The 14,139-nt window shown below is 32.1% G+C and carries 11 protein-coding genes; all 11 read right to left on the bottom strand.

The window, feature by feature from the left end:
• Positions 1-95: 95 nt before the first annotated feature.
• The 11 genes from HLB29_RS00220 to HLB29_RS00170 all read right to left on the bottom strand — a co-directional run bounded on the left by HLB29_RS00220 (position 96) and on the right by HLB29_RS00170 (position 14,067).
• Positions 96-917, bottom strand: a complete 822-nt coding sequence (locus tag HLB29_RS00220; RefSeq protein WP_185623161.1) for an EFR1 family ferrodoxin — start codon at positions 915-917, stop codon at positions 96-98.
• Between the two features lie 59 nt (positions 918-976).
• Entirely contained in the window at positions 977-3,148 is a 2,172-nt protein-coding gene (locus tag HLB29_RS00215) for a Tex family protein (protein ID WP_185623160.1), read from the bottom strand.
• A protein-coding gene (prfB, locus tag HLB29_RS00210) for a peptide chain release factor 2 (RefSeq protein WP_408635101.1) occupies positions 3,138-4,269 on the bottom strand; the annotation gives its coding sequence in 2 pieces (ribosomal slippage) (positions 3,138-4,193 and positions 4,195-4,269; 1,131 coding nt in all). Before prfB ends, HLB29_RS00215 begins: the two co-directional genes overlap by 11 nt.
• A gap of 372 nt (positions 4,270-4,641) precedes the next feature.
• A complete protein-coding gene (locus HLB29_RS00205) occupies positions 4,642-5,640 on the bottom strand; it encodes a D-2-hydroxyacid dehydrogenase (RefSeq protein ID WP_185623158.1) in 999 nt (332 codons plus the stop codon).
• Between the two features lie 51 nt (positions 5,641-5,691).
• Positions 5,692-6,705: an electron transfer flavoprotein subunit alpha/FixB family protein gene (locus HLB29_RS00200; RefSeq protein ID WP_185623157.1), complete on the bottom strand. Its 1,014-nt coding sequence runs from the start codon at positions 6,703-6,705 to the stop codon at positions 5,692-5,694.
• 25 nt (positions 6,706-6,730) lie between these two features.
• Positions 6,731-7,516: an electron transfer flavoprotein subunit beta gene (etfB, locus tag HLB29_RS00195; RefSeq protein ID WP_185623156.1), complete on the bottom strand. Its 786-nt coding sequence runs from the start codon at positions 7,514-7,516 to the stop codon at positions 6,731-6,733.
• 15 nt (positions 7,517-7,531) lie between these two features.
• On the bottom strand, positions 7,532-8,674 hold the full coding sequence (acdB, locus tag HLB29_RS00190; protein WP_185623155.1) for a putative isocaproyl-CoA dehydrogenase AcdB: 1,143 nt from the start codon (positions 8,672-8,674) through the stop codon (positions 7,532-7,534).
• Positions 8,675-8,697: 23 nt separating this feature from the next.
• On the bottom strand, positions 8,698-9,819 hold the full coding sequence (locus HLB29_RS00185) for a 2-hydroxyacyl-CoA dehydratase subunit D (protein WP_185623154.1): 1,122 nt from the start codon (positions 9,817-9,819) through the stop codon (positions 8,698-8,700).
• Entirely contained in the window at positions 9,819-11,042 is a 1,224-nt protein-coding gene (gene hadB / locus HLB29_RS00180) for a (R)-2-hydroxyisocaproyl-CoA dehydratase subunit alpha (protein ID WP_185623153.1), read from the bottom strand. The genes HLB29_RS00185 and hadB overlap by 1 nt, the downstream gene beginning before the upstream one ends.
• A 30-nt stretch (positions 11,043-11,072) precedes the next feature.
• Entirely contained in the window at positions 11,073-12,284 is a 1,212-nt protein-coding gene (locus tag HLB29_RS00175; RefSeq protein WP_185623152.1) for a CaiB/BaiF CoA transferase family protein, read from the bottom strand.
• 607 nt (positions 12,285-12,891) lie between these two features.
• Positions 12,892-14,067, bottom strand: a complete 1,176-nt coding sequence (locus HLB29_RS00170) for a YkvI family membrane protein (protein WP_185623151.1) — start codon at positions 14,065-14,067, stop codon at positions 12,892-12,894.
• Between the last annotated feature and the right edge of the window lie 72 nt (positions 14,068-14,139).

The raw sequence follows: 14,139 nt of genomic DNA, 5'->3' as shown, positions 1-14,139 counted from the left end.
TATTTTCTTAATTAAATTATATTATTAACATTAATTAAAGTCAATATACTTTTGAAAACTTTTTCATAACATATTAAATTGCCTTATCATAGGAATTAAATAAATACTTTTGGCTCTTTTCTTTTAAAATACATATCTTCTAATTCTTTCATATGATAAATATATCCTTCATCATCGAAATATTTTGCACCCGTATGACATTTCTTAATACAAGCACAACATTTCATACATTTGCCAATTATTTTATCAAAATTAAATTTATCTATTGAACCTAATGGACATATTTTTGCACAGATTCCGCAACTATCGCATTTTTCAGTGTCTGTGACAGGTTTTATCTTCACAAAATTTATACTGTTTCCATTTCTATCCCTAGGAGTAAAATATGGTCTAAATGGAATTTCCCCATCTATTTCAACCCGTGAATAATCGCCCGATAATATTTTTTGAGCAACTTTCTTTGCAAAATTATCCAACACAATAAAATCTTCCTGATCAGGTCTATTTTTTGCCAGAATTTCTGAAAATGAATGTTCTCCTATAAAAGCACCACCGGCTATTATATTACAACCACCTTCTTCCATCAGTCTAGAAAGTTCTATTAAACTATCATCAAAATTTCTATTACCAAAAGTTACAATTGGAACTCCCAGAGAATTTTTGGCCTTTATTTTTGATAAATACGGCAATAGCAAATTAGGCACCCTTCCTGCAATAGTAGGAACTGCAAGTACTAGAATATCATTACTATCAAACTCAGGCATTTGTTTTCTATTTTCAGGTGGTGTAAAATTATAAATTGATATTTCGCAACAGAGACTATTCCCCAAATGTTTTTTAAGGCTTTCTGCAAAACCTATTGAAACCTTTTTGGTATTATCTGTACCACTAAAATACATTACGCAAATTCTCTTCATAAAAACACCACCTTTTGCAAAATCTTTTTATATTATCTTTCTATTGATTTTTTGAATTTTTAAATTGCTTCTGTTTCTTTATTTTGTGGAACATTTTTTAGTGATAGGGATACTTTTCCCTTTTCTAAATCTATCCCTATTACTCTTACATTAACTATATCTCCAACTGTTAAAACATCTGACACATTTTTTATCCTTTTCTTTGAAATTTGAGAAATATGAACCAAGCCGTCATTTTTTATGCCTATATCTATAAAAGCACCAAAGTCAACGACATTTCTAACTGTTCCAGTAAGAATCATATCATTTTCTAAATCTTCCAACTTCATAATATCAGTTCTAAGTACGGGTTTTATACCACTATCTCTAATATCTCTTCCCGGCTTTTTAATTTCATCAATAATATCTTTTAACGTAGCTTCTCCGGATTTTAATTCATCGGAAAGTTTAGAAATCCCATATTTCTTTACCCTTGAATCTATATCTTCAAGATTTCCGTTTTTTACATCATTTAATGAATAACCTAGTTTATCCAACAATCCCAGACATGCTTCATAACTTTCGGGATGAACACCTGTATTATCAAGAGGATTATTAGATTCAGGAATTCTTATAAATCCTGCTGATTGCTTAAATGCAGCCGGTCCCAACCTTTTAACATTTTTTAAATCGTTTATATCATTAAATTCTCCATTTTCATCTCTATAAATCACTATATTTTTTGCTACACTTGAAGAAATACCTGCAACATGTTCTAACAGAGAGTATGATGCTGTATTTACGTCTACGCCTATTTTATTTACAGAATCCTCAACTACTCCATCTAGTACTTCAGTCAACCTTTTTTCATTTACATCATGCTGATATTGACCTACTCCTATACTTTTAGGATCTATTTTCACTAATTCAGCCATAGGATCCTGTAATCTTCTAGCAATAGAAATAGCTCCTCTAATAGATACATTTATATCCGGATGCTCTTCATTTGCTAATTTTGAAGCGGAATATACAGATGCACCGGCTTCATTCACAATTACATAACTAACATTTCTATCCATTTCTGATATCATTTCCGCGACAAATCTCTCAGACTCTCTTGAAGCTGTACCATTACCAATAGAAATTATATCCACATTATACTTATTTATCATATTTTTTAATATTTTTTTCGATTCTTCAATTTTATTTTGAGGTTCTGTTGGATATACTGTAGTAAAATCTAATAATTTTCCGTTTTTATCTACAATCGCTATTTTACATCCTGTTCTAAATGCGGGATCAAATCCCATAACTACCTGCTCTTTAATAGGCGGTTGAAGTAAAAGGCCATTTAAATTTTGTCCAAATACTTTTATTGCTCTTTCCTGTGCTATTTCTGTCAAATGATTTCTTAACTCTCTTTCTATTGATGGAAATATTAATCTTTTATATGAATCTTGTGCTATTTCAAAAAGTATATTTTCATTTCCCTCATTCTGTGCTCCAGTGTATCTTTTGGCTATTTCATCTATCATAGTTTGATCGTCAAGTACTATTTTCACGGATAAAAAGTCCTCCTTTTCACCTCTGTTTATAGCCAAAGTTCTATGAGGAAGAATATCTTTTATTGACTCTGAAAAATCATAATACATTTTATATACTGAATCCTCTTCATTTTTCGCTTTTGAGCTAATTAGTCCATGATTCAAACCATATTCTCTTATATATTTTCTAATGTCAGCATCATCACTCATCTGCTCTGCAACAATATCTTTAGCACCTTCAATAGCAGTTTGAATATCTAATACATCATTTTCTTCATTTACAAATGCAAATGCCTCTTTTTCCAAATCTATATTTTTTGACAGCAAAAGCATAAGAGCTAAAGGTTCTAATCCTCTTTCTTTCGCAATTGTAGCTCTTGTTCTCTTTTTTTGCTTATATGGGGCATATATATCCTCTGCTTCCTGAAGAGTTTTTGCCTTTTCAAGTGATTTTTCTATCTCTTCTGTCAGCTTTCCTTGTTCATCTATAAGTCTCATAATATCTTCTTTTCTGGATTCAAGATTTCTAAGATAAGTTAATCTTTCAAATAAATCTCTTAATTGAGTATCACTCATTTCTCCAGTCATTTCTTTTCTATATCTTGCAATAAATGGTATTGTATTACCCTCATCTATGAGTTTTATTGCATTTTCAATCTGATATTCTTTTAATTTAAATTCTTTTATTAGTATTTCATTAATATTCATTTTCTTTCCTTTTCTGCTTGTTTTTTAGATATTCAAACATAAATTTATCCAAATCACCATTCATTACAGAATCTACATTTGCATTCTCAAAATTAGTTCTATGATCCTTTACCAGTTTATATGGTTGAAATACATATGACCTTATTTGACTTCCCCACGTAATTTGATTGTACTTACCTTGTATATCCTCTATTCTTTCTTTTTGTTCTTCCTCTTTTAACTGTATTAATTTCGCTATTAAAAGTTTCATTGCCACATCTCTATTCATGTGCTGACTTCTCTCGTTTTGACACTGTACTACTACACCAGTTGGAATATGTGTTATCCTTACAGCTGAATCAGTTGTGTTTACATGTTGACCTCCTGCTCCAGACGCTCTATATGTATCTACCTTCAAATCAGCTTGATTTACTTCTATATTTATATTTTCGTCTATTTCCGGCATTACATCCACAGATGCAAAAGAGGTATGTCTTTTTCCCGAAGAATCAAATGGAGATATTCTAACCAACCTGTGAACACCTTTTTCACTCTTTAAATATCCATAGGCATTTTCTCCCTTTATTAACAATGTAGCTGTTTTTATACCTGCTTCAGTATCATAAATTAAATCCAGTAATTTCACCGAATATTTCTTCGATTCTGCCCACCTTGTGTACATTCGTAGCATCATTTGAGACCAATCTTGAGCATCTAGTCCACCTGTTCCTGGATTAATTGATAATATAGCATTATTTTTGTCGTATTCACCATTAAACAAAAGTTCTAAGGTCATGGATTCCAATTTCCCTTTTGCCAGCTTTATTCTATTTACTAAGGATTCTTCCAATGATTTTGATTCGGTTTCATCTGATTCTTCGCTTAAATCAATTAAAATACCTACTTCTTCATATAAAGTGTATAACTCATTATAACTTTCCAATTTAACTGAAATCGCCTTATTTTCCTGAAGATATTTATTAGCTTTTTCACTATCTTCCCAAAATTCCTGCTCTTCCATTAAAGTATTTATATCTACCTGCTTTGCTCTCAAACCATCCAGGTCAAAGAGAAACACCTAACTCTCTTACTCTGAAGCCGATAGAATCGAACTCCGCCTTGTAATCTTGTATATTTAACATATATATACATTCCTCCTCAAATCAGTTCATTTAAAATCAATATTTTTATATAACTTAATGTCTTTTGCTATAATAAAATATTATAGTGGTAATTAATTTTTGTACATATTTTTTATTATAACATAGCATGTATACTAAAAATAGATTTAGTATATATATTTATTTAATTTATAGTCTTTATTTTTTTATTTATGTTATGCCTCACAGAACGAGTATAAGTTACTAAACAAAGAAATCCCGACTAAATAAAAGTCAGGATTTCTCTTTAGCGATAAAATCGCTTATTTAAAATTTTAAGGGTACAATTCTATCAAAATTTATTATGGTTTATACCATACATTTACATTAATATTTGTTAAATAAAATTAAAAACTACATATTTGTACAATTGTGTAATTTTCCTGTTTCTATACTCTTTTTAATATTATCAAGAGAAATTGAAACTAAATTATCTACTGCTGTTTCAGTAAAGAATGCAAAATGTCCTGTCAATACAACATTATCCATTCCCATCAATTTTTCAACAACAGTTCCTTTAATCTTTTCAAGACCTACTTTCTGATTAACATAAAGAGTCTCACATTCTAACACATCAAGACCAGCTCCTGCTAGTTTTCCAGATTCAAGAGCTTCAATTATATCATCTATATTAACTAAAGCACCTCTACCTGTATTAACTACTATTGCATCATCTTTCATTATCTTTATATTATCCTTATTTATTAAGTGATAAGTATCATCTACCAATGGTAAATGTAAAGAAATAATATCAGCTTCTTTTAATAATTCTTCTAATGTATCTTTGTATTCCAATACACCATCTGCATCAGGATTTCTGAACTTATCATATCCTATAATATTAGCTCCTAATCCCTTAAAAAGTGTACCTGCAGTAAGACCTATTCTACCTGTTCCTACTATACCAACTGTACAACTTCTAATTTCTCTTGATATAAGATCCTTGTTCCAAGAGAAATCTCCAACAGACATTGCTTTTTCAATACGTTTAACATTTCTCAATAGATGCATAGCATGAGAAACAGCTAATTCAGCTATGGCATTAGGAGAATATCTAGGAACATTTGTAATTGCTATTCCGTATTCTTTTGCCATATCTAAGCCAAACATATCAACACCTGCAGTTCTTGATGAAATCTGACCAACGCCATATTCTTTTAATTTTTTGAATATCTCTTCATCTTTTACAGGTATAACTTGTTGAGTCGTAACACCGTCAAACCCTTTAGCTTTTTCAACTGAATCTAATGTTAATAAACCTTTTTCTAATACTACTTCTATATTATTTTCTTTTGACCACTTAAGAAATGCTTTTTCTTCATATGGTTGAACATGATATGCTAAAATTCTCATTTTTTCCTCCACCTTTACTAAAAATACATGAAAACTAAAAACAAGATAATCTTATTTTTGTATTGAATCCAATGCCTCTATTATTTCAGGAATTACTTTGTATAGATCCCCAACTATTCCATAATCAGCTACCTTAAATATAGGTGCATCTGGATCTTTATTTATTGCAACTATTATATCTGACTCTTTCATTCCAGCTAGATGCTGAATAGCTCCTGATATACCACAAGCTACATATAGGTTAGGCTTAACTGTCACACCAGTCTGACCAACCTGATGACTTCTGTCTATCCAACCAGCATCAACTGCAGCTCTTGATGAACCTACAACACCACCAAGTTTATTCGCTAATTCTTCTATTAGCTTAAATCCGTCTGGAGTTTTAAGTCCCAAACCACCAGATACTATTATATTTGCATCTGTCAATGAAACTTTTTCATGAGCAGATTTTACTATTTCAATAATCTTAGTTCTGATATCAGATTCCTTTAAATCGATGTTTAAATTAACAACTTCACCTTTTCTAGAATCATCTCTTTCTGCCTTATCCATAACACCTGGTCTTACTGTAGACATCTGTGGTCTGGCATCCGGACATATAATAGTGGCCATTATATTACCACCAAATGCAGGTCTAGTCTGCTTGATTTTACCATCTTCTTCATCTATTTCTAATTTTGTACAGTCAGCTGTAAGCCCAGTGTTAAGTCTTGATGCTATTCTAGGAGCTAAATCTCTACCTATATTTGTAGCACCAACTAGAACTATTTCCGGTTTTATTTCTTCAATTGCATCAACTATTACTTTTGTATAAGCATCAGTTGTATAATTTTCTAATAGAGCATCATTTGCATAGTATACAGTTTCTGCTCCATATGCATAAAGCTCTGGAATTAAACTATCAACATCTTTACCTAAAAGTATTGCATTTAATTTTTTCCCTTTTACATTTGCTAATTTTCTTCCTTCACCTAGTAATTCGATTACTACTGGTGTAAGTTTTCCCTGTCTCTGTTCAGCGAAAACCCAAATATCTTTATACTGGTTAATATCTTTTATCTCCATAATATTACTCTCCCTAAAATACCTACTAAATTATATGTGCATGCTTAAATTCATTTACTAGTTTTGCAGCGACTTCCTTTTCAGTTCCTTCTAAAATAACTCCCTGACCCTTTACTTCTGGTGTAAATGATCTAAATACTCTAGTTGGAGACGCCTTTAAACCAACTTCCGCTGTAGTAATATCTACATCATTTATTGTAAGTATCGGTATTTCCTTTTCATAGGCATCAAATATCTTATCAATATACATATGTCTTGGTTCATTAAGTTCTTTTACAGCTGTAAGAAGTATTGGCATAGAAGCTTCAATAACTTCATATCCATCTTCTAACTGTCTTTGCACTCTTACTTTATCACCTAATAACTCCATTTTTTCAACATATGTTATTTGTGGAATTCCAAGTTTTTCTGAAATCTGAGGTCCAACCTGAGCTGTGTCCCCATCTATTGCCTGTCTACCAGCGAATATTATGTCGTATTCACCAATCTTTCTTATTGCTGCAGCAAGTGCATTTGAAGTTGCCCATGTATCTGAACCACCAAACGCTCTATCACTTAGTAATATAGCTTCATCTGCACCCATTGCTAAACATTCTCTCAACATCACATCTGCTTGTGGAGGTCCCATTGATAATACTGTAACTTTTACATCGTCATATTTTTCTTTAAGAGCTAGTGCTTCTTCTAAGGCATTAGCATCATCCGGATTTAATATACTAGGAACACCTTCTCTTATTAGAGTGTTCGTCTTTTTGTCTATTTTAACTTCTGTTGTATCTGGTACTTGTTTTACACATACTATAATTTTCAAATTGTACACCGTCCTTTACTTTAATAACTTTCCTGCGATTACTATCTGCTGAACTTGAGAAGTACCTTCGTAGATTGAAAGTATTCTGGCATCACGATAGATTCTTTCTATTCTATAGTCCTTAACATATCCATATCCACCGTGTAACTGTAAAGCTTTATAAGCTACTTCATTTGCTACTTCAGCTGCATAATATTTAGCCATAGAAGATGCTATTGCAGGACTTTCACCATTATCTTTCAACTGAGCTGCTTGATAAACTAATAATCTAGCTGCTTCTATTTTTGTAGCCATATCAGCTATAGTAAACTGAGTGTTCTGGAACTGAGATAATGTTCTACCAAACTGAACTCTTTCCTTAGTGTACTTTATAGCTTCATCCAAAGCACTTTGAGCAACACCCACAGCCTGAGCAGCAACACCAATTCTACCGGCTTCAAGAGTATTCATCATTACGCTGAATCCCTTACCTTCTTTTCCTAGCAAGTTTTCTTTAGGAACTATTACGTTTTCAAATATCAAATCTGAAGTTCTAGTACCTCTAATACCCATTTTATCTTCATGGGCACCATGAGAAAATCCTTCCCATTTAGCTTCAACTATGAAAGTAGATATTCCCTTTGTTCCTTTTCCTTTTTCTGTAACTGCAGTAATGATAGCAAAATCGCAGAAAGGAGCATTTGTTATCCAACACTTTCTACCATTAAGTACATAGTGATCTCCTTCAAGAACTGCTGTAGTTTGAGTGGCACTTGCATCTGAACCTGCACCCGGTTCTGTAAGACCGAAAGCACCTACTAAAGTACCTTCTGCAAGTGGCTTAAGATATTTTTCTTTCTGTGCATCTGTACCAAAGTTAATAAGTGGAAGTGCAACCAATGAAGCACCTGCAGTTACATATGTACCACAAGAAGCATCCGCTCTTGATAATTCTTCCATTATTATTGCATAAGATACATAGTCTGCACCTGCACCGCCATATTCTCTAGGAACGATTGGACAAGAGAATTTATATTTTGCTAATTTGTCTATAAATTCTTTTGGCATTTCAACGCCTTCTCTGTCCATTTTTTCTGCTAAATCAGTATCATACAATTCACGCTGGCAAAAATCTTTAACTGATTTTTTTACTAATTCGTGTTCTTTCTTAAATATCATTGTTAACCTCCAATTATGTTGATTTAAGCTATTATATCAGCAAATGTTTGAATTCTAGTTCTTATTTGCTCAATACTACTTGTCTGTTGTTCAATTTCAATATATAGATGTGGTATTTCTGCTTTTTCAAGATCTTTCTTAACGATTGGGTAGTCGTATTCTTCTGGATCACAGAATTTCATTAGTGCATAAACTACTCCATCTAGATCCATTTTCTTAACATCGTCTACTATTATCTTTCCTCTATTCTTGTAAGGATCATATGCAAGTGAACATCCATCTATTTCTGACCACTGTTTTGCTAATCTTTCAAGAGCACAATTTCCATCTGGAACTAGAGTATTGAATTGTCTAGTTTCCTGAGCTACATTGTCATAAGCTATAGCTATATTGTTTTCTTCAAATACATCTAATATTTCCTTTGAATCAAGTATTATACCTGTAACTAAAACTTTCTTTCCAGTAAAATTTTCTTTAGGCATAGATTTTAATACTTTGTTTAACTCTTTAACTAATTCAGTATGTTCTTCTTTTTTCATAAAAAGACCACTTTTAATTACTACATTTCTAATGTAAGGAGTTATTGTACATAGATAGTCTGGCACTATTTTGACAAATTCTTGTAAAGCTTTTCTGTGTTCATTATATATTTCTATACTCTTATGAATATCTTCATCTTTTATTTCATGTCCACAAATTTCTTCCAATTTAGCTTTAACACCTTTGTATTCTTCTACTAAATAATCAACGCCAGCCTGTATTTTTCTATTTTGAGGATGAACAAATGGAATCATAGGTATTTTAATTCCAGATTTCCAGTTCTGAGTCATACAGATTAATGTGTCGCACATACAAGGAATCATTACAGCTGACAATCCATCGTAGCTTCCTTTCAAACCATATTCAAATATTGATTGCATAATTGAACAGGCAAAAGCAGGGAAATACTGCTTCGCACCATCTAAAGAGACATTACCTCCCCAGATTCCCATTGGTACCATACCTGCAGCGTGAACTAATTCTTCCGGAGTATATACTGGAAGACATCCAACAACTTTATTTCCTTCAGCTATGTATTCTTGCATTAATCTCTTAGGATTATTTGCAGCATCTTCTAATTTGAAAAGTATATCGCTTAAATTCATTACTGTTGTTCCCCCTTTGTTCTTCTTTCTTCCATTACTTCTATTAAACCTTCAAGTCTTGTTTCAAACTGAGCTTCGGCAAAGTTTCTAGGGTCAGCCTGGTCACCATCAAATCCTGCATATGGAATATTAGTTTGCTCATGAACTCTTCTTTGCATTTCATACTGAACAAAACTCATTAGTTTACAACTTCTATTCATATGGTAGAATGCACCTACGCAATCACCTTCTCTAAGAGCATTAACACGATACTCAACCATTTTTTCGATATTTACATTGTTGAACATTGAGCTGTATGCTCTTGCCATACCATCTAAATCATTAGCTTCGTAAACTAAAGCCCAAGCGTGAGGATAAACACTTCCTGTCATGTTCACGCCTTTCTTAGCAAGAGATTTCATCTTGTAACCAATATATGGCCAGCAAGGAATACCTTCCATCATTATTCTGTATTTTTCTTCACCTCTAAAGCTTGTTGCACCAGTTTTTGCATTTTCTTCTAGGTGGTCAATCAGTAACTTAAACGCTTCTGTTGTTTCCTTTTTACCTCTTGCAGCAACTATTGCAGCCATATAAGTGAATAAATCAAAACCATTCATTGGAGAAGGGAAATTTCCTGATGGTAAACTCATTGAATATTTCCATAATTTACCATTTTCAGAAGATATTTTCATAACCTCTTCCAATCTCTTTGGATCAAATTTCTTTCCTGATATTACTTCCAACTGTTTGATAGCTTCTTCAAATTGACCTCTCAAATATTTGATTCTTGTCTCAGAAACTTCATAATCATAATTGTAAGTTGTATCTATCATTATTAGCGGTATATTTTTTTCTCTTGCAATATTTTCATACCACTTAATAACCTCATTACAAATATTATTACAACAGCATAGAAAATCTGGCTCCGGCATTGGCAATGCATCAGATCTTCCTTTTAATAATAAACCAAAGTTAGTTCTTGCATATGCACATAAGTCATTAGAATATCCATCATTTTCTGCAAGTTCACACAACTCAAGAGATTCTTTTTTTGCCGCAACACCTGCAGCGTGATTTTCTGGATACAGCAGATCTAAATCAAATATTTCAGCTAATTCCTGTGGGAAAACTGAAGTTGCCCAACCTACTGGTCTACCTTCTTCTTTAGCCTTGAATGCATTAGCATATTGCTGTGCAAGGACTTCATTTATAACTTTAACCGGATTCTTCTTTTCTTCCACTTAAAACACCTCCAAATAATCTCTTAAAAACTACTTAATTATATCTTTATTCTTTAACTCTTCTATTTCTGCCTGTGACATACCAGCCTGAATCAATACTTCATCAGTATGTTCAGCAAACTTAGGAGCTCTTCTGTATTCACCTCTTGGATTTTCAGTAAACATTACTGGAGTGTTGAATATTACACCTTCATGGCCATTTTCATAAGTATGTTTGATTAAGTAATCATTTGCCCAACACTGTTCATCAACCAATACATCCGATGGAGTAGCAAGTTTTTCATAAGGAATACCTGCAGCCTGTAGTCTTTCACACCATTCATCAATTGGTCTCTTAGCAAATTCCTCTTCCATCATCATAACAAACTCTTCTACATAGTTAACAGCACTCTTCAATGTACTATATTTACTTCCTATTAAATCAGGTCTTTCTATTACTGTATTGCAGAAATTAGGGAACCACTTATCATACTGGAAGAATGCTATCTGTATCCACTTATCATCTGCACACTTAAAAGTAGTATTTAATGGGTTTGGTGGCTGACGACGAGTGATAGGCATTTCGTATCCATAGTGAGCAGCTGATACCATAATACCCATACCAAATACCGCAGTATGGAATAATGATACTGTGACTCTTTCACCCTTACCTGTTTCTTTTCTCTTATATAAAGCTGCTAATATACCTGCAGCCAAACTCATACCGGCATAGTGATCTCCAAGACCTGCAACCGGATTGGCTGGAGAAGTTCCCTTTTCCATCAAACTTGCAGCTACACCACCTCTTGCAAAGTATGCAGTATAGTCGAACGCTGGATTATCCTTTGCTGGACCCTTATCTCCGTATCCTAGTAAGTGAGCAAAGATTATATGAGGAGCTCTCTTCTTAATTTCTTCATAATTCAGTCCACTCTTATCCAAAGCTTTCTGTCTAGTATTTGTTAAGAAAACGTCTGCAGAATCTAATAATTTATAGATAACTTCAACACCTTCTTTGGTATTAGTATCAATTACTATATCCTTTTTACCAGAGTTTTCAATTTCGAACATTGGATTTTCTTCTTCAGTTGCTGGGAAACACCACTGAATACCAACAATTCTCATTGAGTCACCAAAATGTGGTTCTATCTTTATTACTTCAGCACCCCAATCTGCAAGTAATCTACCACATACTGGTGCAGCAACAAAGTTTGCATATTCAATTACTCTTATACCCTCTAATGGTAATCCCTTATTTGACATAACTCTACCTCCTAAAAATACATTGATTACTATATATTGACATCTCAATATATTTAAAATAAATTCTAGTTTGAAACTAGCATATAATAAATTAAAACTATAAGAATGTCATTAATTGACTTCCATTTATTATATTAGCAAAATTCATACCAACTTTTATCCTTTCAGTTTTTTTTTATTTTTTTTATTTAATCAATAATCCTTCTCGGTAAATTAACTTTTTCAAAAAATCTTAACGTTGTTAAAGATATGTTAAATACTATATTATTCTATTTTTTAACAGATTGTATACAATATTCTTTAAAGAGCATGGTATTTTTTTTGAAAAAAAATTTTTATTTATTTGTTAGAAATTTATTTTAACAATATTTTTGACAATATTTTTGACATATTTTTTTGCTTTTTGCAAAAAATATCTATAAATTAAGACAAAAATAAAAGATACGGGTTTTTAAATAAAGAAAACTCGTATCTTTTTATTATTTTTTATTAATTTTTTGTCATTATATTAAGTTTATAATGCAAATTAGACATTTATATGTTTGTTATTTAACTAATTTATTTTTTTGCTTTTTGCAACTTTTTTGCTTTTTGCAAAACCGTCATTTTAAACTTCTTCCATTTCCTCTCTATCTAATTCCCACTTATGATCAGGATTTTCTTTTTTAAACTTTCTATTCTTATAAACACCTATAGTTAAGAATGGTATTATTATTGAGAATATACCCAAATATCCACAATATCCGTAACCATATTTCACTATATTGCTTAATCCTGTCAATGATATAAGCACTGCAATGACCATTATTGCACATGCTACAAACGCCCTTCTTGCTCTCTGTGTTTTAATAAATCCAAGTTTTTCATGATCTTCGAATCTATTAACAAGCCCAAATATAGTGGTAACCCCTGTAGATATCAGACATAAGAATAATGATACTTTATAAGCAAATGCCACAAATGCATTTCCCGAATGAGTAGCAACATAAAGAGTCGGCAAAGTCATTTGATTTGCTGCTTTGAAGTCAGCATACCAACCAAGTAACATAGTAACAGCAAGGCATAAAGCAATTGCATTCATAACAAAAGAAAGAGCCATGGCAGCAGTAGCTTGTTTTTCATTTCTCAATAATTCTCTTGAACTGGCGGCTAAAGAAGGAATAACAACCGACTGGAATCCAGCATATGTAAAGATTAAGATAAAAGGTTTCATAGGATTTTCACCCCAAAATTGTCTTTCAGATAAAATAGTAGCTATAGTGTCTGACTTAATACTTATTCCTGTTAAGAATATTAATAAACAACATACCATTATTATTATAGACATTATACCGGCAGCACTTGATACAACCAAAGCACCAAATATTGTCAACATAAGCAATACAAATCCAACTAATAATACTGATAGGAAGTATGGTAATCCCATTGTCTGGAAAACCGATGCTGCTCCTGCAATTACTGCCCCAACTGCTATTATTACCATTAGATAATAATATATTTCCCATAATATTTCTAACTTTTCATATGGATGCCATAATTCCCTGAATAAATCTTTATAATTTTTACAATCCTTATTATTATACATTACTATAGCTTCTCTTAAAGTTACAGTAAGCAAGATCATGGCAAGTATAGCCATAACCGGCGCGGTCCATCCATATTGTACATAATATTGAACTTCCTGATTACCAGTGGCAAACCCTCCACCTGCATGAGACCCAAATAAAACCGCAGCTACACCAAATATAGCTCCAATTGGACTGATGTTTCTAGCTTTTTTCATTTTTATAATACCTCCTTAATTAGTTAATTAATTATAATAATATAATTAACTAATTAAGTAGCAAAATGCATG

The sequence above is a fragment of the Peptostreptococcus canis genome (assembly GCF_014229965.1).
Lineage (GTDB): Bacteria > Bacillota > Clostridia > Peptostreptococcales > Peptostreptococcaceae > Peptostreptococcus > Peptostreptococcus canis.
The sequence above is the reverse complement of the archived record's forward strand: the minus strand, read 5'-3'. Positions and strand labels throughout refer to the sequence as shown.